Raw genomic sequence first — 21608 nt, 5'->3', positions numbered from 1 at the left:
CTCCGGGCGGTCTTCGAGTTCTAGGTGCGTTTGATTGTTGCGAGCCAGGCTGGGGCGCCGTTGGCGTCGTGGAATCTCGTGCGGACTCGCTCGGCGGCGATGGTGGCGATGGTCCAGCCGGCGCTCGAGGTGAAGGCCGCCTTCAGATCTTCCTGGCTGACAGGGTGTGGGCCGGTGTCAGGCCCATCGTCACTGAAGCAGAGCACATACAGGGTGCCGTCATGCTCGGTGACCGAAGCTAGGCTCGCCGCGTAGCCCGGCCGTTCCTCGTTGTCGAAGGTGTGGAACAGCGCACTGTCGAGCACGGTGTCGAACGTCCGCCCCAACCGCTCCAGCTGCAACGCGTCAGCCAAGGCGAACTCGGTCTCGATCCCACGCTCAGCAGCCTTCTCTCGGGCCAGCGCCAACGCCGTCTCAGCGACATCAACCCCGAACACCGACAGCCCCAGCGAGGCCAGATGGAGCGCGTTCTCCCCACTCCCACAGCCCACATCAAGCACAGCCCCGCTGAATCCACCCGCAGCCGCCACCCGCACAACCGCCGGCTGCGCCCCACCAAAGTCCCAAGGCGCCGGCCCATCCTGGTACGACGCATCCCAAGGCTGCCCAGACATCCGCTCATGACTAGTCGGCCGCCGACCCGCCAACGGATCGTCAACCCGCTTTCCTGATCGCTCCGACATAACTGCCCTCTTCCCGCAACCGACGTCTCCACCTCATCGTGGCATGCGATTCACAGGCCTCGAGGTTTCGCGCACACGATCGAGTGGTCGTCTGACTCGGAGAGCGTCGTGCTCTGTCAGGGGGTCGCGTCGACGACTGCGCTCCAGTCCTTCGGGTCGTGCGGGATCGAGATGTGCTCGTGGGTGATCAGCCACCGGTCGCCGAACCGCCGGAGGCACACGGTCGAGTGCAACCAGACCGCGAGCTCCAGCCCGTTCCGTCGCGTCCCGCTGTCCAGATGGAGCATGTGGGCGAATGCCACATCCCCGCTCACAGCAACGCTCAGGTCGCGCGTCTCCAGACCGATCGGGCCGGCGTACTCGTCGAACCATCGGATGAAGTTCCGCCGTACCGCATCAGCCCCGATGAACTGGAGCGGTGCCACAACGTCGAAGTAGACGATGTCGTCCGAGTAGAGCAACATCAACCGATCAATGTCCTTCGCACGGCAGGCCTCGGCCCGCCTGTCCAGCAGCTCACCAACCTCAGCCTCGAGCGAAGTCGTCGGTACGCCTGATTCTTTGCTCGTCTGCGTCATACCAGTACGACGACGCAGCGCCCAGAACTGTGAGGCGCAGGGCTGAGGTTGGGCATGGCCCCTTCAGTCGTGTAGATACTGCAGGATTGCAATAAAGAACTGCGTGGTTGTAGTATCTTTCTCATGGTTACTGCACCCCCTTCCGATGGGCCGATGTCGCTGCTGTTTGACGTTTGGTTGGTCGGTGGTCTGGCGTCTGGGCTTCTGGACGAGGTCCTCGCGGGGACCGACCTCAGTGGTGACGACTTCGGTATGTACTCGCTGCTGCGCAGGTATGGCCCGGTGACTCCGACTCAGGTGCATCGGTGGACCGGGCTGCGGCCGACCAGCATCTCCGCGCACCTGAAGCGCCTCGAGACGCGCGGCCACGCTGTCCGCTCGCCCAACCCGGCTGATGGCCGCTCACACCTTGTCGGCCTGACCGGCGCGGGCAAGGAGGCGCACGACCGCGCAACCGAACTGTTCCACGAGGCAATGCATGCACTGCGCGCCAGGTTCATCCCCGACACGTTGCGGGAGCGTCTGGTGCTCCAGCACATCGACATGGTGCTTCGGGAGAGCGCCGGACTGGACGAGCGCCCCTACCGGGTCGCTCCAGCTGAGGAAGCCCGCCCCAAAGACCACGCCGGCGTGCCGGTACTGGCCTACCCCGGCGCACCGCTGACCGCCTTCGAAGAGCAGCAGGTCCGCCTCTACATCGACTTCCTGAGAAGTCAGGAACCGAACCGCGCGTCACCGGCCTAACCGGCCGATACCCGTCCTCAAGGACTCGGCATGAACACTACCGGCGAACAGGCAACAGTCCTCGCACCCAGTCCAGGTCTCAACAACAACCCCGCGACCCCGCACGCGAGCAGGGGAGGGCGGCTTCGGCGATGGACGTCCCGCCACCCGGTGCCCGCCTTCCTGGTGCTTGCCTTCTGCATCGCATGTCCGGCGATGTCTCTACCAATCCTGGCCGAGCATGGTGTGATTCCCAGTGGTTGGATGCCGCAACTGGCGGGCCTGAACACGGAACGCATCGCCTCTATCGTGCTCGTGTTCGGGGCACTCTTACCCGCATCGCTATGGGTCACCTGGGCCGCCGAGGGGCGTCCCGGAGTACGGGCGCTCGTCACTCGGATGTTCCGGTGGCGCATCGGTCCGCGTTGGTGGCTCCTGATCCTGGCCGGATTACCGATCCTTACCATCGCCTTTGCGGTTCTGCTCGGGGACAGCCTGAAGCCGGTCGATATCGAGCCCTTGGTCGTCGGCCAGTTGTTCGGACTCCTGGTGAACCTGCTCCTCATCAACATGTGGGAGGAGACCGCGTGGACAGGCATCGTTCAGACCCGGCTCGAGCGACGCCACGGCCTGGCCACAGCAGCGCTCCTGACCGCCGTACCGTTCGCACTGGCCCACATGCCCCTGCACTTCATCGGTGACTTCACGGTCGAGTCCCTGGTCGCAGCCTTGGTCGCGTTGCTGATTGTCTGCACCATCGTCCGACTGATGATCGGCGTGTTCCTTCGAGGTGCCCGTGACAGCATTCTCGCGGTCGCGCTGCTCCACACCGTGTTCAACCGCAGCAACAACGACGAGGGCTTGGTCGCGGGCCTCGTCGAAGGCGACGCTCGCAAGCTCGGTGGACTGCTGGCCGTGCTGGTCCTGACCGCGGCAGTCGCGTTCGTGGCTCGGCGCAACCTGGGTCGTCCCTACCGGCTATTGCTCGACTTAGCCGCTGCAACGTCGTCAACGAGATCCGTCAGTACGGACAAGGACCAGACATGAACAGCACCAACAACCAGCCGGATCGACCCGGTGACCAGAGCGCGCAGGGGAGCGACGACCGCGCTCGACGGATCATCGCGGAGGTCGCCACGGCCGGAAGGATCCCCGGGATATCAGTCGCGGTGGCCGGTCCAGATGGGATCCTCTACTCGGGTGCTCAGGGCTACGCGGACCTGGCGACACGTCGCCTGTCCACCGTCCAAGACCAATATCTGTGGTTCTCCATGACGAAGATCGCCACAGCGACCGCAGCGATGCGACTGCACGCCGACGGGGTCCTCGATGTGGAGGCACCGATCGGGACGTATCTCCCCGGCTATCGACCCCACGCCAAGCACGGCCATCCCACCACCCGGCAGTTGCTGACCCACACCGCAGGCCTCGCCAACCCACTGCCGATCCGCTGGGTCCGCGCCGAGAATCAGCCCGAGGACCCCGCTCTCCTCGAGCGAATCGTCGCCAAACATGGAACACCGACTAGGGCCGTCGGCACCCGCGCCGCCTACTCCAACATCGGCTACCTGCTCGCTGCCCGCGTTATCGAAGCCGTCACCGGACAGCCTGTCCAGGACTGCGTCCGCGACACCGTGCTGACGCCCTTGGCGATGAACGGAACCGATTACGCCTACCGGGCCGGCCTGCCTCGATCCGTGGGCTACGTGCGCATACCGAGAGTTGTCGTGCCTGCCCTTCGTTGGATGCTGCCTCCGGGCATCGTCGGTCCGCGGGTTGACGGTCACACGTCGCTGCGGCCCTTCGTCGTGAGCGGGGCTGGTTACGGGGGCCTGCTTGGCACCGTGACCGACGCCGCCAAGCTCGCCGCCGCCCACGCAGCCGGCCCGTCGTACGCCGGCCTGGGACTGACCTCCGCCGACACCGAGCAAATGCGGACGATCACCTCGACCGGGAAGCCGTTCGACCATGGCATCGGCTGGTTCCGCAAGCCGATCGACGCTCAGCGCACCCCGGCGTTCGTCGAGCATTACGGAACCGGCGCTGGATTCTGGAACGCAATGCGCATCTACCCCGACACAGGCATCGCCATGGTCGCGATGACCAACACCACCACAGCGTGGAACTTTGACGGCCTCTTCACTGAGCTCTACACGTGCTTCTACTGAGGTGGATGAGATGCGTGAGACGGCTCGGACGCTGGCCGGGGTGACGAGGTAGCGTTTGGGTTGTGCCGGTAGCAGGTTCGAAGCCGGAGCGGCGGACCGTGCTGGTTGCCTGCTTGCTGGTGTTCATGACTCAGATGGCCACGACCATCTACTTGCCGTCGCTGCCTGCGGTGGAGCGAGAGCTCGGTATCTCGCGCAGCCATGCAGCCTTGTCCGTATCGCTGTTCGTCATCGCCGCGGCTGCTCCTGTCCTGCTGTGGGGACGGGCTGCGGAGCGGTACGGACGCCGGGCTGCAGTGCTTGCGTCGTTGGCGCTATTCATCGTCGCCAGTGCCCTGTTGGCGGTGAACACCTCGGCCGCGGGGTTGCTGATCTTGCGTTCGTTCCAAGGCATCGGCGCCGGTGGCGCGGCAATCCTGGCGAGAATCTTCGTCCGGGACCTCGGCGACGGCGAAGTACTCGCCCGCCGGCTGTCGGTCCTGTCGATTGCATTCGTCGTGGCACTCGGGGGTGGCCAGTTCCTCGGCGGTTTGATCGGCAAGTACTCCCACTGGCAGATGGGTTTCGTCGTACTGGCCGTGGTGGGAACGATCGGCGTGCTCGGGACGCTGACTCTGCCCCTGGAGCCTGGGCAGGGGCGGAACAGACTGGCCGGCGCAAACCGCATCTACCTGTGCATCCTGACGACTCCCGCATTCCTGTTGCCCACGGTCGCCGCTGGGCTCGGCTTCGCCACGATCGTCCTGCTGCAGGAAGTGGCGCCGTTCGTCTTCCAGCAACACTTCGGCCTGAGCGTCGACGGATACGGCAACGTCGGACTCCTGATCGGACTGTCCTATTTCGCCGGTGCGATGACGGTGAATCGGTTGGCGGCCTCAGCCGGATCAGCCAGGCTGATGCGTATCGGTGCGCTCGTCATGACCGGCTCGGGCCTCTTGCTGGTCACCTTGTGGCTGCTGCCTGGCATCCCGCTCGTCGCAGCTCTGGTGGTCTTCATCGTCCTGTACTGCGTCACGACGTTCGGGCAGGCAGCATTGTTCCCGAGCAGCATGGCTGTCGCGGTGACCAGCGTGAAGGGCAACGGAGCCTACGCGGTCGCCCTGTGCGGATTCTTCGCGCAGTCGATCGCCGGAATCACCGCGAGCCTCGCCGTCGTGCTGCACAACAACGTCACCTGGGCGTGCGTTGCCACCGCGCTGAGCGCCCTGGCCTACCTGCTGGTCCGCCGCAGCGGACGGTAGCTGCCGCGCGGCCGCCGTCGTAGACCCCGGCCAGCCGCTGGTAGATGGCGCGGTTCCGGTCGTTCCTACTCGGCATGGGGCTTCCAGGGTGCACCGCCGCGGGTTCAGTCCTCAGAATCCTGCTTGTCGGTTAGTACGCCGGGGAGTCGCCTCGGGCTATGGCGTCGAGGCGACTCCTCCTCCGGCTAGCGCGAGCGTGGGGTGAGCTACTCGGCGATCTGGTAGGTGGGGGTGATGATGGCTCGGGCGAGGGTGTGGAAGGCGAGGTTGAAGCTGACTACGGCTGGGGTGGCGTCCGCGTCGACGTCCAGGGCTTCGACGTCGATGGCGTGTACGACGAAGTAGTAGCGGTGGACCTGGTCGCCCGCGGGCGGAGCGGCGCCGCCGAAGTTCTTGGTGCCGAAGTCGTTGCGGACGTGGAAGGCACCGTTCTCGAGGCGCTCGGTGGTGCCTGCTCCGGTCTCCAGCGAGGTGACGGTCGCAGGCAGGTTGACCAGGACCCAGTGCCAGAAGCCGGACACGATCGGGGCGTCCGGGTCGAAGCAGGTGACCACGAAGGCCTTGGTCTCCTCGGGGAACCCGGACCACCTCAGCTGCGGCGAGGTGTTCCCGCCCGCGAAGGCATGGTCGTCCGACAGGGGCTCGCCGTTAGCCACGTCGGTGCTGGTGACGGTGAAGGAACCGGCCTTCGGGAGGAGTTCGTACGGGTCCGGTGTGACGGGCCGATCGAGCGACATCTGTGAACCTCCGGGATCTCGCGACGTGTGGGGATTCCGACATTACTGTCCACATCACACCGCTACGTCCCGGGGCACCCACTCGAGGATGCGAAGATCGGACCACACGACGAGTGGAGGACGTGCGGTGGAGGAGTACCTGGCCCGGATCGGCCCGGCGGACGAGGCGGCGATGCGGGCGGCCACGGAGCGGCAGCTCGCATTGACGAAACCGGCCGGTTCCCTCGGGGTGCTGGAGGACTTGTCGGTCCGCGTCGCCGGGATGGTCGGCAGTTGCCCGCCCGCGGTCCCGGCGCCTGCCGTGGTGACCGTCTTCGCCGCCGATCACGGCGTCCACGCACAGGGTGTGTCGCCCTGGCCGCAGGAAGTGACCGCCGCGATGCTGGCGAACTTCGCCGCCGGGGGTGCCGCGGTGAACGCGTTCGCGGCCAACAACCGGGTCGACGTGCGCGTGGTCGACGTCGGCGTGGCGACGGACGTCGACCAGCTGGACATCGTCCACGCGAAGGTCCGCGCCGGCACGCGCGACCTGTCTACCGAGCGAGCTCTCACCGAGGACGAGGCGAAGACAGCGATCGCGGTCGGCTTCGACCTCGCCGACTCGCTGGTCAAGGACGGCTACCGCTGCCTGCTCACCGGCGACATGGGCATCGCGAACACGACCGCGTCGGCCGCGCTGATCGCCACCTTCACCGGCTCGACCGCGGAGGTCGTGACCGGCCGTGGCACCGGCATCGACGACGCCACGCTGGCTCACAAGACGGCGGTGATCAAGTCGGCTCTCGCGCTGCACGACGTACCGGCGTCGGATCCGTTGCGAGCGCTCCAGGCGTACGGCGGCCTCGAACATGCGGCCCTGGCCGGCTACATCCTCGGCGGCGCGGCCAACAAGGTGCCGGTCATCCTGGACGGCGTGATCGCGGGAGCTGCGGCGCTCGTCGCACAGGCGTTCCACCCGAAGGTGATCGACTACTGCGTCGCCGGGCACCGATCGGCAGAGCCAGGTCATGCGGTCGCGCTGAAGACGCTGGGCCTGCAGCCGCTGGTCGACCTGGATCTGCGGTTGGGTGAGGGCACCGGCGCCGTACTGGCGTATCCGATCGTCACCTGCGCGGTCCGCGCGCTCGGCGAGATGGCCACCTTCGAGTCCGCGGGGATCAGCTCGTGACGAGTCAGTACCTGTCTGGCCTGGTGCTCGAGGGACGCCGGGTGGTCGTCGTCGGCGGCGGGGGAGTCGCCCAGCGGCGGTTACCGCGGCTCCTCGAGTCAGGCGCGCACATCGACCTCATTTCGCCGTCGAGCACCCCGACCATCGAGGGTCTCCTCTCCAACCCGTCGCTCAACTGGATCGAACGCGGCTATCAGTACGGCGACCTGGACGGCGCCTGGTACGTCGTCGTGGCCACCGACGACCCCGCGGTGAACGACCAGGTGTCACAGGAGGCCGAGGAGCGCCGGATCTTCTGCGTTCGATCCGACGACCGCTCCCGCGCGACGGCCTGGACGCCGGCGTCGGGGCAGCACGACAACGTGACGATCGGCGTCCTCGGTGGTGGCGACCACCGGCGTTCGGCGGCGGTCCGGGACGCGATCCTGGAAGAGCTGCGCACTGGTGCACTGGGCGCGCGTGACGTCGACAAGCATCCCGGCGTGTACCTCGTCGGTGGGGGACCGGGCGACCCGGACCTGATCACCGTCCGCGGACGGCGGCTGCTCGCCGAGGCCGATGTGGTCGTGGCAGACCGGCTCGCGCCGCAGCCGTTGCTGGACGAGTTGCACCCGGATGTCGAGCTCTTCGACGCGGCCAAGTTGCCAAGAGGGCGCGCGGCCCAGCAGGAGGAGATCAACCGGATTCTGGTCGACCGCGGTCGGCAGGGGAAGGTCGTCGTCCGGCTGAAGGGCGGCGATCCGTACGTGTTCGGCCGCGGCTTCGAGGAGGCGCTGGCTTGCGCGGAGGCCGGCGTACCGTGGACGGTCGTGCCGGGGATCACCAGCTCGATCTCGGTGCCGGCGATGTCCGGGATCCCGGTCACGCATCGTGGCGTGACGCATGAATTCACCGTCGTGTCGGGGCACATCCCGCCGTCGCATCCGGACTCGCTGATCAACTGGGACGCGCTGGCGCAGCTGTCCGGCACGCTGGTGCTGCTGATGGCCGTCGAGAACCTGCCGGTGATCGCCGAGCGGCTGATCGCCGGCGGCCGGCCGGGGGAGACGCCGGCCGCGGCCATTGCCGACGGCACCCTTCCGGGACAGCGGATGGTGACGTCCGACCTCGCTGGAATCGCGGCAGCAATGAAAGAGAACGGTGTCGGCGCTCCCGCGATCGTTGTGGTCGGCAACGTGGTGGAGGTCGCGGCCCAGGTGCGATCGGCCGCGGAGGCGGACGGCGGCGTGGCGTGAGTCCGCTCGTCCCGCTGGACGATCCGGCCGACCAGCGGCTGGCGGACTACGTGCAGCTGCGGGAGGTGAACCTGCGCCGGCTCCTGGAGGAGGAGCACGGGCTGTTCATTGCCGAGGGCGACAAAGTGATCCGCCGGGCCGCGGACGCCGGCTACGAACCGCGGTCGTTCCTGCTCGCGCCGCGCTGGCTGGACTCGCTGGCTGACGTCCTCGAGAAGTGGCCCGATGCGCCCGTGTACGTCGTGTCGGAGGAGCTGGCCGAGCAGGTCACCGGCTTCCACGTGCACCGCGGCGCGTTGGCGTCGTACCGGCGACGTCCGGCTGTGTCGCTCGAAAGTCTGCTCAAGCACGATGTACGGCGGGTCGCGATCTTCGACGACATCGTGGATCACACGAATGTCGGAGCCGGATTCCGGGCGGCCGCGGCAATGGGGGTCGAGCTGGTGCTGGTGACACCGACCTGCGCGGATCCGTTGTACCGGCGGTCGATCAAGGTATCGATGGGCACGGTGTTCCAGGTGCCGTGGACGCGGCTGGCGTCCTGGCCGGGCGATCTCGAAACCCTGCAGGATCGAGGGTTCGTCGCGGCGGCGCTCGCGCTGACCGACGACTCGATCACCCTCGATGATCTGGTCGCTCGGCGGGATGAACGGCTGGCGCTGATCTTCGGTACCGAAGGGCACGGGCTCAAGCCGCACGTGCTCGGCAAGGCAGACCTGACCGTACGCATCCCGATGGCAGGAGGTGTCGACTCCCTCAACGTGGCATCCTCGGCAGCAGTCGCGTTCTACGCCACGCGACCTGTCGTTTAGGGGGAGCCATGCGTACGACGGACCGCCTGGTACTGCGCCCGTTCCGTGAAGAGGACCTGGAGCCGTGGGCCGCACTGAACACCGATCCCGAGGTGATGAAGTACCTCGGCGGCGTGCCGTTGAGCCGGGAGGAGTCCGACGGGATCGCGTCGGGTGTCAACAAGCGGTACGCCGCCGACGGCACCGGGTTCCTGGCGATCGAGCGCCGTACCGATGGAGCCTTCGTCGGCGCGTGCGGGTTGCAGTTCACACCCTGGTACCCGGACTTCGAGATCGGCTGGCGCCTGGCCCACGCGTACTGGGGTCACGGCTACGCGACCGAGGCGGCGTCGTCCTGGCTGGAGCACGGCTTCACGACGATGGGACTCCAGCGCGTCATCTCGGTCACGGATACGCCGAATGTGCGCAGCATCGGCGTGATGCGCCGGCTCGGCATGACCTTCGACCACGAGGCGGTGTTGGAGGAGGACGGCGTACCCTTCGACGCCACCGTCTACTCGATGACGCCCGCCGCCTGGAGCGCGAAAATCGGTGGACGTGGGTGATGTGATGGGCGCATGCCGAAGGTAGTGCTCGTCACCGGGATGCAGGCTGCGGGGAAGTCGACGATCGCGCCGCTGCTGGCCAGTCGGTTGGGTCCGCCCGCGGCGACGCTGGACGGCGATGTGTTCTACCGCGGGGTCGTCGCCGGCGCCGAGATCATGACGCCCGATCCGTCACCCGAGGCCGTGCATCAGTTGCAGCTCCGGTACGACGCCTCGGCCCTGATCGCTCAGCACTATGCCGACGCCGGGTTCGACTTCGTCTGCAGTGACAACATCTTTGAGGACGACGTCGAGCGCTGGTTCGACAAGCTCCACGGCGTCGACCCCTACCTGGTCATGCTGACGCCGTCCGTCGAGTCCGTCGTACACCGTGAACTGGCGCGCGGCGGCAACAACGCCTACCGCGACTGGCAAAGCTCGTCCGACAGCCTCACGGATGCCGTTCGAGCCTTTCAGACGTACGTCGACAACACGCCACGCCGAGGCCTCTGGCTCGACACGACCGATCAGACCCCGGAGGAGTCGGTCGAGGCGATCCTCGCGGACCTGCCGAAGGCCCGCTGGTAGGTCACACCCTGCTCGCCGGACGTGAAGCGCCGTGTGGACCTCAGGTGGCGGGAGTCTCTTCGTGGTGGTCTTCGTGCTCGACCATCGGGGAGACCGGCCAGTCGGACGGGTAATCGGGGGCCAGCTCCTCGGCCTCGGCGAACAGGCGCTTGCGGTACTTACGGGAGAGCCGGTCGCCGAAGACGGTGCCCTGGGTGTGGTCGGTCTCGTGCTGCAGGCAGCGCGCCAGCAGGCCGTCACCCTCGAAGCTGACCGGCTCGCCGTGCTGATCGACGCCGGTGACCCGGGCGAAGTCCGGACGAGCGCATTTGGTGAACGCACCCGGCAGCGACAGGCAGCCCTCGTCGCCCTCGTCGAGCCTGCGGTCCTTGCCCTCGGGGAGGTCGATCACCGGGTTGCAGACGACGCCCTGGACCCGGTTGCCGTCCTTGTCCGGGCAGTCGAACACGAACAGCTGCAGATCCACGCCGACCTGGTTCGCGGCCAGGCCGACACCCTCGGCCGCGTTCATGGTCGCGACCATGTCGGCGACCAGCTTCTGCAGCTCGTCCCCGAACTCGGTCACAGGCTTGTTGACCCGGTGCATGACGTCCTCACCCCACCGGGTGATGGGCAGCACCGAACCGTTCGCAGGCAGCGTAGACATGGCGGAAATCCTACCCAGACCGGGTTGCGTCCGAAGAACCGTGCAGTTCTCCGGACGCAACCGGGCTACTTCGCGTTGACCTCGTCGCGCCAGGCGACCCACTCGCGCAGCAGCCCCAGGTCGTAGTCCGGGCCCGAGGACGAGATCGTGAACAGCCGTGTGCCGACATCGAGCAGTGACTTGCCGAGGTCCTCGGGCGACTTGTTGCCGACGCCGGCCGAGCGCTCGATCTCGCCCGGGTCGCGGCCGATCGTCTTGCAGTGCTCGTCCAGTACGGCGTGCTTGTGCGCGATCGTCTCCGCGTCGCCGAACCCGTGCCAGATGTTCGCGTGCTGGGCGACCAGCTTCAGCGTCTTCTTCTCACCGCCGCCGCCGATCAGCACCGGGATGTCCCGGGTCGGCTGCGGGTTGAGCTTGGCCCACCGCCGCTCGATCCGTGGCAGCGCCTCGCCGAGTGCGTCCAGCCGGCCGCCCGCCGTACCGAACTCGTACCCGTACTCGTCGTAGTCCTTCTCGAACCAGCCGGAGCCGATGCCGAAGATCAGCCGCCCCTCGCTGATGTGATCGACCGTGCGGGCCATGTCGGCGAGCAGGTCGGGATTGCGGTAGGAGTTACAGGTGACCAGGGCACCGAACTCGATCCGCTCGGTCGCCTCGGCCCAGGCGGCCAGCATGGTCCAGCACTCGTAGTGCAGGCCCTCGGGCTCACCGCTCAGCGGGTAGAAATGATCCCAGTTGAAGGCGACGTCGACGCCGATCTCCTCGGCCGCTGCGACGGTCCGCCGGATATCGGCGTACTGGGCATGCTGGGGCTGAATCTGGAGGCCGATCCGCACCGGGAAGGCGGCGTACGGACGGTCGGTGGACTCGGAATCTGTCATGGTGGTGATCCTATCCGGCGTTGCGGAGGACCCTCCGGATCAGGCCGGTATGCGAACAACCAGGGGGTACGGCGCGATGCCGAACGAGGCCGAGATCGACGAGTTCGCGCGACTGTTCACCGGGTTCCTGGAGCGGATGCAGCAGCGCCGGGCGGGCGGCGACCGGGAGAGCCTGCAGGACCGGCTGCGCAACCATCTCGGCGTCGAGCCCGACCAGGTACCGGTGGTCGCGTCGAACTTCCCGTCGTACGACCTGCCGAACGTCCAGCTCGCGGTCGAGGCGTGGTTCGACTCGTACGAGGTGGTCGGGCTGGCCGGATCCAACCGGGGTCACCACTCACTCGGTGAGCTGCTCGAGCTCGCGCAGTACGACCGGTTCGGCATCGGCGCGGTCGACTACCAGCGGCTGCAGATCGACGTCGACGAGGAGATGGACTGCGTCGCGTTCGGGTTCTACCTCGGTGTGCGGGGTGAGGATCGGTACGTCGCTCTGTTGCGGGCGGCCAATCCGCAGTACGGCCGGATGCGGGTCGATCTGGAGGTGCTGGCGACCACCCAGGCCGACAGCTTCCTTGATGCGCTGCCGGAGCTGATTCGGGAGCACAACATCTTCCGCGGGAAGGTAGTGTCGTTCGAGGGGCATGAGTTCGGACAGGGTGTGGGGCCGTTCCGGTTGCATCCGCGACCGGGGATCACGCGTGCGGACGTCGTACTGCCGGACGGAGTGCTGGAGCGGGTCGAGCGTGAGGTGATCGGTATTGCCGACCACCGTCAGACCCTGCTCGACGCCGGTCAGCACCTGCGTCGGGGCGTGCTGCTCTACGGTCCGCCTGGGACGGGCAAGACCCACACGGTGCGGTACCTGCTCTCGCGGCTGCCGTCGTTCACCGTCGTACTGCTGGCTGGGACGAGTATCGGGTTCATCTCGCAGGCGTGTGCGCTGGCGCGGTTGCTGCAGCCGGCGCTGGTGGTGCTGGAGGACTGCGACCTGGTGGCGGAGGCCCGCGACTACTCGCACGGGATGGAGAACCCGCTGCTGTTCCAGGTCCTTAACGAGATGGACGGCCTGGCGGAGGACGCCGACGTGGCGTTCCTGCTCACCACGAACCGCGCCGACCTCCTGGAGCCTGCATTGATGCAGCGCCCCGGCCGCGTCGACCTGGCGGTGGAGGTGCCACTGCCGGACACTCTCGGACGCGCTCGCCTGCTAGGCCTCTACGGCCCAGGTCTGACACTGCAGCCTGCCGTCGTCGACGAGGTCGTCGCTCAAACGGAAGGTACGACTGCCTCCTTCATGAAGGAGCTGGTACGGCGAACTGTCCTGCTGGCCGCGGAGTCGGGAGCCGAACCTGATGCCGACCACCTGCGGTCGGCCGTAGCCGAGCTGCTGTCCTCGCGCGACGCACTCACTCGTCGCCTGCTCGGTGCGACGAGCGGGAATGTCCCGGACTACACACCGCCTCCAGCCGCCGTACCCGGCAGCTACCCAGGCTCACCCTGACGAGTGCATTGGCGTCGGCCCAGCCTCGACGTCCCACGCCACGACCGTTGCGCTGTCCACACCGTCACCGTCGTGGACGGCCTGCAATGTGTGTTGCACTTTTGCCGCCACCGACCCTTCGGAGAAGTCAGCGGTGAGGTCTCCGCAGACATCCAGTACTCCGTCGGTGACCAGCGCGATCCGAGTTCGTCCCGGTCGGAGTGCGTGCACGCCTGACGCATAGCAAGGGACCTCGAGTTGCAGACTGTCGGCGCGGCCGCCCAATGGCCTCAGCCGAGGGGTGGTCGAGGAAGGTCTCGTCAGCCCCGGCCCACCGCATCCGCGAACCCTAACCCGCCCCCGCCCAACTCCGCCCCGCCAACCTGTCGCAATCCGCTCGGACCGCGTCTGTATGGCAGCCCGCTCAGCTGAAGTAGTCGGCCATGTAGCCGAGCATGCGGGCGACGCCGGGCTTGATGGTGGTCTCTTGGTCTGCGGGAAGACCCTCGCTGCGGTAGTCGAGGCGGGTGCGCCCGTCGCCGAGATCCTCGAGGTGCACGGTGACGACCTCGGGGTCGTCCAGGTGGAGGACGAGATGGTGCGGCAGGTCGAGTTCGCCGAACCGAAACGCGAACGGCACCTCGACGTCGTCGGCGACGAAGACGGCCGAGATCAACCCACCGGGCCGCACATCGATGCTGACCCGGTCCGATGGCGTACTGAACCCTTCCGCGACGAACCACGCCGCGAACGCCTCCGCCTCGGTGAACGCCCGAACAACCTCTGCCGGCGGTGCCTCAATCACCTGACTAAGACTGAACATGACCAAACCTCCTGCTGGGAACCAACCTGACCCCAGCACTGTCCCGCGCTCCCTTTACGGTTTCTTTCCGCACCACCGGAGACGGGGTCGGGTACCCGAGTGGCCGGAATAGTTGGTGGCGGCGGGAGCACGACCTGCCTATGGTGCCGGGATGACGTCCCAGGCCGAGCATCCAGCCGACCGCCCGCAGTCGTGGAACGATTGCGATCCGGATCTACGTGCTTACATCCTTCAAGCCCTGGATGCGACGAGGCTCGATCCCGTCGGCGTCTACCTGCATGGATCGCTGGCGATGAACTGCTTCTACAGGGCGAAGAGCGATGTCGATCTGCTGGTCGTGGTCCCGGAAACGCTCAGCGAAGCCGAGCGCGGGCATGCTGCACGCGCATTTGCCCAGCGGTCGGGCCATCGGCCGATGCTCGGCGACCTCGAGGTGTCGGTCCTCACCGTCGCGCAGGCGGCGAACCATCACCACCCGCGGCCATTCGAGGTGCACTACTCGGCCGCTTGGACAGGTGAGATCCTCGCTGATCGCGTCGACTACGGCGCTCAGCATGCTGACCCGGATCTCGCCGCGCACATCACCGTAGTCCGCCAGCGTGGTGCGGTTGTGAGTGGACCATCCCCGGCCGAGGTGTTCGCTGAAGTACCTCATGACGACTACCTCGCGGCGATCACAGCCGACCTTCACGAGATGCTTTCCGGACACAGCCTGTTGTCCGCGCCCTATTACGGCGTCCTGAATGCGTGCAGAGTCCTGGCGACCCTGAAGCAGGGCCCCGGCACGGTGCTGAGCAAGGAGGAGGGAGCCGTCTTGGCGCGTGATTCGCTGCCGGCGGCCCACTTGCCGCTCGTCGAGCAGGCCCTCAGGTGTTATCGCAGTGCCCGACCGGTGGCGGCGCAGGAACGGGACACCGATGGCCACGATTGGGACAACGACGCGTTGCTGGCGTTCCGAGATGCTGTTCGCGCACAGCTGTAACCCCCGCCGCACGCGCGACGGGCGGGTCCCTATGCGGAGGCTTGGTCGGCTGATTCTTGGGCGGCTAGGACTGTGTCGGCGTGTTCGGCGGCCCAGTCGCCGAGCGCGTGGATGGGGGTGAGGAGGTCCTCGCCGGCGGGGGTGAGCGAGTACTCGACGCGGGGCGGGGCCTCGGCGTAGCGGCGGCGCTCGACGAGGCCGTTGTACTCCAGGCGGCGGAGGGTTTCGGTGAGCACCTTCTGACTGATGCCTCCGATCTGTTTGCGCAGCTCGCCTGGGCGCGCCGGCCCGTCGCCCAACGCGTACAGCACGACCATCGGCCAGCGCCCGCTGATCAGCTCGACGGCGATCCGGGCCTGGCAATCTGCGAAGAACCTCGGCTCCATGCCCTCCATTGTGCCGGGCCGTTACATACCGGGAGGTGCCTAACGGAACGCCTACTGTCGCTGGCAACCGAAAGGAGCAAGGGATGCGCATCGGAATCCTGGGAAACGGCCTGATGGCGGCAGCGCTCGGCGAGCAGTGGGTCCGGGCCGGCCACGACGTGATGATCGGCGGGCGAAAACCGGAGCGCGCCGCCGACTTGGCCGATCGGATCGGCGCGACGTCCGGGTCGTTGCAGGAGGCAACGGCGCACGGCGAGATCCTGCTGCTCGCGGTGCCGGCCGAGGCGGCGGTGGACACGCTGAAGTCACTCGACATCGAGGCCGGCCGGACACTGATCGACTGCACGAACTCGATCAATCACCGGGGCTTCACGCTGGACGAGCCGGCCATGGCCGAAGCAATCAGTCAGGCTGTGCCTCACGTGCATGTGGTGAAGGCATTCAACCTGGCCGCCGACGCGGTCTGGCGTGAGGCTCCACACGACTTCGAAGGTGCGCGGCTCGGCGTACCGCTGTGTGGTGACGATCCGGCGGCTGTCGAGCAGGTCGGCGTACTGGTGCGGGGTCTCGGGTGCGAGCCGGTGTTCGCCGGTGGTCTGCCGCGAGCGAGGTTGCTGGAGGCAACGGCCGCGGTCGCGATCGGTGTGTGGGCGGCAGGTGGTGACGTGCGGGCGCTGTTCCCACCAGTCGGGGCCGCGTTCGGCGCGGTCCGACCAGGTGATTGACGGGGGCAGTACACGGGTCACGGCGCGGTCAGGTGGCAGATGGCGGCACAGTTGGGTGGTTACGGAGAGGGAGGGGGAGCGCTAGGGTCGGCGGCATGAAGTCGAGCATTGCGCCGGTCCGCTGGACGCCGCCGCCTGCGCCGCCGCGCCGGGAACCCACGAGCATCGAAGTCGAGACTGTCGCGATGCCGGGGAAGGGGCCGGAGGACACGCTGATCGACGATGACGGCAGTGTGCTCACCGGGCTGTACGACGGGCGCATCCTGCGCGTCAGTGCGGACGGGAAGACGATCACGACGCTGGCCGACACCGGTGGGCGGCCGCTCGGGCTGGAGTGGTTGCCGGACGGGAAGGTGCTGATCTGTGATGCCAACCGCGGACTGCTGACGCTCGACAACGACGGCCGGATCGCGACGCTGCTGTCCGACGTCGACGGCCGGCCGATGCGGTTCTGCAACAACGCGGACGTGATGCCGGACGGGACGATCTACTTCACCGATTCGTCGACGCGGTTCGGTATCGACGAGTGGATGGCGGACCTCCTCGAGCACTCGACGACGGGGAGTGTGTACCGCCTGACCCCGGACGGCGAGCTGACCATGCTCGCCACCGGTCGGGGGTTCCCCAACGGCGTCGCGCTCAGCGGCGACCGTCGTACCCTCTTCTGGGCCGAGACTGCGACGTACAGTCTCTACAAGCTCGACCTCACCGCTGAGGCTGCCGAGCCCGTGTTGGTGGCTCAGGTCCCGGGTCTGCCGGACAACATCGCGCGCGGTTCCGACGGGCTGATCTGGGTGACGCTCGGTTCGCCGCGCAACCCGTTGCTGGACTTCCTGCTGCCGAAGCAGCCGCTCCTGCGGACGCTCGTCTGGAACCTGCCCGACGCACTCAAGCCGAAGGCTGCCGACATCATCGAGATCCAGGCGTACGACGACAACGGCACGCTGGTCCACGACCTTCGCGGCAAACACCCCCAGTTCCACATGCCCACCGGTGTCCGCGAACGCGACGGCAAGGTCTGGCTGGGCAGCATCGGAACGAGTGCCCTCGCTACCTTCCCGACCCCTGCTCGCTGACAAGCGTACGCGCTGAGGTCAGCCGATCTTCCAGGAGCGCTTTGACAGGCCGTACCAGAAGCCGTCGACCACGGTGTCGGCTTGGCGAAGCTTGTCTTCGGAGGCGCCGAGGGTGACGAACAGCGGGGCGAAGTGTTCGGTGCGGGGGTGGGCGATGGTGGCGGCGGGGGCCTTGTGGAGGAAGTCGATGAGGGAGTCGACGTCCTGCGCCTCGAGCATGCGCTTGGTCCACTCGTCGAACTCGATCGACCAGGCCGGCGCCGGTGAGTCGGCCGGCGCGCCCAGGTTCATCTCGCGCAGGTTGTGGGTGGTGAAGCCGCTGCCGACGATGAGTACGCCCTGGTCGCGGAGCGGTGCGAGCTTCTGACCGATCCGGAACAGTTCGGCCGGGTCGAGCGTCGGCATCGACACCTGGAGCACCGGGATGTCGGCGTCCGGGTACATCTCCTTCAGCGGCACGTACGCACCGTGGTCCAGTCCGCGGTGCGGGTCGTCGTACACGGGTGTCGCGGGGGAGTGCAGCAGCTTGCGTACCTGCTCGGCGAGGTGCGGTGCGCCCGGGGCCGCGTACTGGACCTGGTAGTAGTGCTCGGGGAAGCCCCAGAAGTCGTAGAGCAGCGGCACGGTCTCGGTCGCGCCGAGGGTGAGCGGTGCGGCCTCCCAGTGCGCCGACACGATCAGGATCGCGGTCGGGCGCGTGATCCCGGCGGACACCGCCGCCAGCTCGGCCGTCCACAGACGGTCGTCGGCCAGCGGCGGTGCGCCATGGCTGAGGTACAGCACCGGCAGCTGCTCGGTCACCGAAGCAACCGAAGCAACCGAAGCCACAGAGGTCGCTGAGGTCATCGAGGATTCACCTTCTCGGAAGTCGTGATACTTCCAATGTAGTTGAACCCTCAATTTATTTCTAGGTCCTCACGGCCCAGGCTTCGGCGGCGGCACCTCATCCCGAGGCTGCGGCGAGGCGGGGATGTCGGTCCCGGCATCGTCGTGCCCGTTGCCGGCGACGACCAGCGTGAAGTCGTCACCGTGGTTGCTGACCCCTTCGATCACCGCAGCCTCGACCGCCTCCGAGCCGATCGCATGCCGCAGCATCAGGGGATCGGTCCGCAGATCCTTGGCCAGCGCGACCGCCAGCCCGACCATCACCAGCGCGAACGGCAGCGCGGCCACGATCGTTAAATTCCGCAGACCTGTCAGCGCTTCCTCGCCACCACCGCCGACCAGCAGCATCACCGCGGCCACGGCTCCGGTGAGCACACCCCAGAAGATGACCAGCGGCTTCTTGGGTTCGATCGCGCCACGCTCGGACAGCGTGCCCATCACGATCGAGGCGGCATCCGCGCCGGACACGAAGAAGATCGCGACCAGTACGACGACCAGGATCGTCGTCACCGACGTGAGCGGGATGTGGTCGAGCAGTCCGAACAGCTGTCCCTCGGTGGTCGACTGCCCGGCCAGATCGACGCCGTCACGCTGCAGGTTGATCGCCGCGCCGCCGAAGACGCAGAACCAGACCAGGCTGACCAGCGACGGCACCAGCAGTACGCCGGTGACGAACTGCCGGATGGTCCGGCCGCGGCTGATCCGCGCGATGAACATCCCGACGAACGGCGTCCAGGAGATCCACCAGGCCCAGTAGAAGACGGTCCAGCCCGACAGCCACTTGGCCATCGCGTCGCCGCCGCTCGCCTCGGTCCGGGCCGCCATCTCGGCCACGTCGCGGAAGTAGTCGCCGATCGCGGTCGGGACCAGGTTGAGGATCAGCACGGTCGGCCCGGCGACGAAGACGAAAAGCGCCAGTGCGACGGCCAGCACCATGTTGATGTTGGACAGCCACTGGATGCCCTTCGCGACACCGGACACCGCGGAGGCGACGAACGCCGCGGTCAGGACGGCGATCACGCCGACCAGCACCGCGTTACCGGTCTTGTCCAGCCAGCCGAGGATCTCTACGCCGGAGCCGATCTGGAGTGCGCCCAGACCGAGCGACGCGGCCGAGCCGAACAGCGTCGCGAAGATCGCGAGGCTGTCGATCACCTTGCCGATCGGTCCCTCGGTACGGCGGCCGAGCAGCGGAGCGAACGCGGAGCTGATCAGCTGCGACCGTCCGCGCCGGAAGGTGCCATAGGCAATGGCTATGCCGACGACGGCGTAGATCGCCCACGGGTGCAGGGTCCAGTGGAACAACGTCGTCGCCATCGCGGTCTCGAGGGCGGCGGACGAGCCGGCCTCGACGGTACCGGGCGGTGGGCTGGTGAAGTGGGTCAGCGGTTCGCTGACGCCGTAGAACATCAGGCCGATGCCCATACCGGCGCTGAACATCATCGCCACCCAGGACACGGTCTTGAACTCGGGCTGCTCGTCGTCGGCGCCGAGCGGGATGCGCCCGTACCGACTGGCCGCGAGCCAGAGTACGTAGACGACGAAGGCTGACGCCAGCAGGACGAACAGCCAGCCGGTGTTGGTCTCGACCCAGGTCAGGGCCGAGGTGGACGCCGTACCGAGGCCGGTGGCGTCGGCGAAGCCCCAGGCGACGAAGGCCAGGGCGATGACCGCGGTGACGCCGAAGACGACGCGGTCGAGGCCGGAGCCGCGACTTCGGCTTCCGGGCGGTGGGGGTGCTGCGATCGCAGGGTGTTCTGCATGGTCGGGGTTCGTGTTCGCTGTCGGGCTGTCGATCTCGATCGCCACAGGTGAATCACGCCTCGCTTCGGCGCGCCTCCATCTCTTGCTGGTAGGGGAACTGCCTGACGACCGTGTCGAAGTTCGTGGCAAAACGCAACAATCGTGGTTTCGGACACACTCGATAGGGTGCGCTCATGCGATTCGGTATCACGATCCTTCCGGAGTACCGCTGGAGCGAGGCAGCGCCGCGGTGGCGGCGGGCTGAGGAACTCGGGTTCGACCACGCCTGGACGTACGACCACCTGACCTGGAGCGGTCTGCAGGACTCGCCCTGGTTCGGGACGACGCCGACGCTGACCGCGGCCGCGCTGGTGACGTCGACGATCAAGCTCGGCAGCTTCGTCATCTCGCCGAACTTCCGGCATCCGCTCGCGCTGACCCGCGACATCCTGGCGGTGGACGACGTCTCGGACGGCCGGTTCCTCTGCGGTCTCGGGTCGGGTGGCGGGATCGACACCACGATCCAGGGTGGCGACGACCTGAGCCCGCGGCAGAAGGTCGACCGGTTCGCCGAGTTCGTCTTCCTGCTGGACAAGCTGCTGACGACGGATCGGGTCGACTTCAAGGGCGAGTACTTCGAGACACGCAACGGGCGGACGTTGCCGGGGTGTGTGCAGCAGCCGCGGGTGCCGTTCATCATGGCCGCGAATGGGCCGCGGTCGCTCAAGCTGGCGACGCAGTACGGCGCCGGCTGGGTGACGACCGGGGTGAAGTCGCCGGACTTCGACGCTTGGTTCGCAACGGTGGTCGACCTCAGCCGCCGAATGGACGACGTACTCGAAGGCCGACCGTTCGACCGCTACCTCGCCCTGGACTCGGCACGCTTCTCACTGAGCAGCGTGGATGCCTTCGAAGACGTCGTGGGGCGCGCGGCCGAGCTCGGCTTCACCGATGTGATCTCGCACTGGCCCAGGGCCGAGGGCGTGTACGCCGGCTCTGAGGACGTGCTCGAGAAAGTGGCGACCGAGGTCATTCCCCGTTGGCGTTAGCGCGGACCCAGGCCGGGATGACGTACCAGAAAACGGTGAACCAGACCAGGATGATCGCGACGATGATGATCGCGACGGTCCGGGACAGGACGACGTCGAGTGCCAGCAGGACTCCGCCGGAGATCGCGATGACGAGGAAGACGAGCCCGGCCGAGGTCATGTGGCCGGCGATCGGCAGCATCCGGTCGCGCAGCTTCTGCCGGTAGACCAGCCGGTGGAACGACACCGGCGCGAGGAACAGGCCTACGGCCAGGGCCGAGGCGATCAAGGTGACGGCGTAGACGTCGTGGGTGAACGCGTCCGCCGCCTGGAACGTGGCCTGGAACGCGATGGTGAGCAGGAAGGCGAACAGGATCTGGGTACCGGTCTGCGCCAGCCTCAGCTCCTGCAGCAGTTCGTTCCACTGCCGGTCGAGCCGCTTCGCCTCGTTCTCACCCTCGCGGTCGTACCTAGCCTCAGGTCCGGTCATGTCTCT

General features: G+C 67.3%; 24 protein-coding genes. 14 read left to right on the top strand and 10 right to left on the bottom strand.

The window, feature by feature from the left end; all coding sequences use genetic code 11:
• Window positions 1-20: 20 nt before the first annotated feature.
• Window positions 21-614, bottom strand: a complete 594-nt coding sequence (locus EV652_RS36350; protein WP_132214068.1) for a class I SAM-dependent methyltransferase — start codon at window positions 612-614, stop codon at window positions 21-23.
• Between the two features lie 185 nt (window positions 615-799).
• Window positions 800-1261 (bottom strand): YybH family protein, encoded by a 462-nt coding sequence (locus tag EV652_RS36345; protein WP_132214066.1) that lies wholly within the window; start codon window positions 1259-1261, stop codon window positions 800-802.
• Between the two features lie 153 nt (window positions 1262-1414).
• Between EV652_RS36345 and EV652_RS36340 the strand changes: the two genes are divergently transcribed.
• From EV652_RS36340 to EV652_RS36325, 4 genes are all read left to right on the top strand, one after another.
• Window positions 1415-2005: a MarR family winged helix-turn-helix transcriptional regulator gene (locus tag EV652_RS36340; protein WP_158441424.1), complete on the top strand. Its 591-nt coding sequence runs from the start codon at window positions 1415-1417 to the stop codon at window positions 2003-2005.
• 243 nt (window positions 2006-2248) lie between these two features.
• Window positions 2249-3031 (top strand): CPBP family intramembrane glutamic endopeptidase, encoded by a 783-nt coding sequence (locus EV652_RS36335; RefSeq protein WP_158441422.1) that lies wholly within the window; start codon window positions 2249-2251, stop codon window positions 3029-3031.
• The gene (locus EV652_RS36330; protein ID WP_132214060.1) at window positions 3028-4152 is read left to right on the top strand and encodes a serine hydrolase domain-containing protein; all 1125 of its coding nucleotides are present in this window, start codon (window positions 3028-3030) and stop codon (window positions 4150-4152) included. Before EV652_RS36335 ends, EV652_RS36330 begins: the two co-directional genes overlap by 4 nt.
• 62 nt (window positions 4153-4214) lie before the next feature.
• Window positions 4215-5393 carry an MFS transporter gene (locus EV652_RS36325; protein WP_199238602.1) on the top strand — a complete coding sequence of 393 codons (1179 nt, stop codon included), beginning with the start codon at window positions 4215-4217 and terminating at the stop codon, window positions 5391-5393.
• Between the two features lie 206 nt (window positions 5394-5599).
• On the opposite strand, the gene EV652_RS36320 is transcribed toward EV652_RS36325, so the two are convergent.
• A complete protein-coding gene (locus EV652_RS36320) occupies window positions 5600-6130 on the bottom strand; it encodes a YbhB/YbcL family Raf kinase inhibitor-like protein (protein ID WP_132214058.1) in 531 nt (176 codons plus the stop codon).
• Between the two features lie 127 nt (window positions 6131-6257).
• Here EV652_RS36320 and cobT point away from each other — a divergent pair, with 127 nt between their 5' ends.
• From cobT to EV652_RS36295, 5 genes are read left to right on the top strand one after another with little or no spacing between them, the layout of a single operon-like run.
• Window positions 6258-7298: a nicotinate-nucleotide--dimethylbenzimidazole phosphoribosyltransferase gene (gene cobT / locus EV652_RS36315; RefSeq protein WP_199238601.1), complete on the top strand. Its 1041-nt coding sequence runs from the start codon at window positions 6258-6260 to the stop codon at window positions 7296-7298.
• Window positions 7295-8533, top strand: a complete 1239-nt coding sequence (gene cobA / locus EV652_RS36310) for a uroporphyrinogen-III C-methyltransferase (protein WP_132214054.1) — start codon at window positions 7295-7297, stop codon at window positions 8531-8533. The genes cobT and cobA overlap by 4 nt, the downstream gene beginning before the upstream one ends.
• On the top strand, window positions 8530-9345 hold the full coding sequence (locus EV652_RS36305) for a TrmH family RNA methyltransferase (RefSeq protein ID WP_132214052.1): 816 nt from the start codon (window positions 8530-8532) through the stop codon (window positions 9343-9345). Before cobA ends, EV652_RS36305 begins: the two co-directional genes overlap by 4 nt.
• 8 nt (window positions 9346-9353) lie before the next feature.
• A complete protein-coding gene (locus EV652_RS36300) occupies window positions 9354-9890 on the top strand; it encodes a GNAT family N-acetyltransferase (protein WP_132214050.1) in 537 nt (178 codons plus the stop codon).
• A 12-nt stretch (window positions 9891-9902) separates the two neighbouring features.
• On the top strand, window positions 9903-10457 hold the full coding sequence (locus EV652_RS36295; RefSeq protein WP_132214048.1) for a P-loop nucleotide/nucleoside kinase family protein: 555 nt from the start codon (window positions 9903-9905) through the stop codon (window positions 10455-10457).
• 40 nt (window positions 10458-10497) lie between these two features.
• Here the strand turns inward: EV652_RS36295 and def are convergent, their stop codons facing one another.
• Both def and EV652_RS36285 read right to left on the bottom strand, forming a co-directional pair.
• Window positions 10498-11103, bottom strand: a complete 606-nt coding sequence (gene def / locus EV652_RS36290; protein ID WP_132214046.1) for a peptide deformylase — start codon at window positions 11101-11103, stop codon at window positions 10498-10500.
• Between the two features lie 65 nt (window positions 11104-11168).
• Window positions 11169-11984 (bottom strand): LLM class F420-dependent oxidoreductase, encoded by an 816-nt coding sequence (locus EV652_RS36285; RefSeq protein WP_132214044.1) that lies wholly within the window; start codon window positions 11982-11984, stop codon window positions 11169-11171.
• A gap of 49 nt (window positions 11985-12033) precedes the next feature.
• Here EV652_RS36285 and EV652_RS36280 point away from each other — a divergent pair, with 49 nt between their 5' ends.
• Window positions 12034-13485: an AAA family ATPase gene (locus EV652_RS36280; RefSeq protein ID WP_242002211.1), complete on the top strand. Its 1452-nt coding sequence runs from the start codon at window positions 12034-12036 to the stop codon at window positions 13483-13485.
• A 403-nt stretch (window positions 13486-13888) separates the two neighbouring features.
• Here the strand turns inward: EV652_RS36280 and EV652_RS36275 are convergent, their stop codons facing one another.
• Complete coding sequence (locus EV652_RS36275) at window positions 13889-14287, bottom strand: SRPBCC family protein (protein ID WP_132214042.1); 399 nt, start codon at window positions 14285-14287, stop codon at window positions 13889-13891.
• Between the two features lie 151 nt (window positions 14288-14438).
• Between EV652_RS36275 and EV652_RS36270 the strand changes: the two genes are divergently transcribed.
• A complete protein-coding gene (locus EV652_RS36270) occupies window positions 14439-15269 on the top strand; it encodes an aminoglycoside adenylyltransferase domain-containing protein (RefSeq protein ID WP_132214040.1) in 831 nt (276 codons plus the stop codon).
• A gap of 29 nt (window positions 15270-15298) precedes the next feature.
• On the opposite strand, the gene EV652_RS36265 is transcribed toward EV652_RS36270, so the two are convergent.
• Window positions 15299-15655 (bottom strand): winged helix-turn-helix transcriptional regulator, encoded by a 357-nt coding sequence (locus tag EV652_RS36265; protein ID WP_206752109.1) that lies wholly within the window; start codon window positions 15653-15655, stop codon window positions 15299-15301.
• 83 nt (window positions 15656-15738) lie between these two features.
• On the opposite strand from EV652_RS36265, the gene EV652_RS36260 reads away from it, so the two are divergent.
• A complete protein-coding gene (locus EV652_RS36260) occupies window positions 15739-16380 on the top strand; it encodes an NADPH-dependent F420 reductase (RefSeq protein WP_132214036.1) in 642 nt (213 codons plus the stop codon).
• A gap of 95 nt (window positions 16381-16475) precedes the next feature.
• On the top strand, window positions 16476-17456 hold the full coding sequence (locus EV652_RS36255; protein WP_132214034.1) for an SMP-30/gluconolactonase/LRE family protein: 981 nt from the start codon (window positions 16476-16478) through the stop codon (window positions 17454-17456).
• An 18-nt stretch (window positions 17457-17474) separates the two neighbouring features.
• Here the strand turns inward: EV652_RS36255 and EV652_RS36250 are convergent, their stop codons facing one another.
• Window positions 17475-18257, bottom strand: a complete 783-nt coding sequence (locus EV652_RS36250) for a dioxygenase family protein (protein WP_242002210.1) — start codon at window positions 18255-18257, stop codon at window positions 17475-17477.
• 114 nt (window positions 18258-18371) lie between these two features.
• The gene (locus EV652_RS36245; protein WP_132214030.1) at window positions 18372-20150 is read right to left on the bottom strand and encodes a BCCT family transporter; all 1779 of its coding nucleotides are present in this window, start codon (window positions 20148-20150) and stop codon (window positions 18372-18374) included.
• Window positions 20151-20278: 128 nt separating this feature from the next.
• Between EV652_RS36245 and EV652_RS36240 the strand changes: the two genes are divergently transcribed.
• Window positions 20279-21133, top strand: coding sequence for an LLM class flavin-dependent oxidoreductase (locus EV652_RS36240; protein WP_132214028.1), 855 nt, complete (start codon window positions 20279-20281; stop codon window positions 21131-21133).
• Here EV652_RS36240 and EV652_RS36235 read toward each other — a convergent pair.
• Window positions 21114-21602 (bottom strand): DUF6328 family protein, encoded by a 489-nt coding sequence (locus EV652_RS36235; RefSeq protein WP_132214026.1) that lies wholly within the window; start codon window positions 21600-21602, stop codon window positions 21114-21116. The two genes, EV652_RS36240 and EV652_RS36235, sit on opposite strands and share 20 nt — an antisense overlap.
• Window positions 21603-21608: the final 6 nt, after the last annotated feature.

The sequence above is a fragment of the Kribbella steppae genome, from assembly GCF_004342025.1.
In the GTDB taxonomy this organism is placed as follows: domain Bacteria; phylum Actinomycetota; class Actinomycetes; order Propionibacteriales; family Kribbellaceae; genus Kribbella; species Kribbella steppae.
The sequence above is the reverse complement of the archived record's forward strand: the minus strand, read 5'-3'. Positions and strand labels throughout refer to the sequence as shown.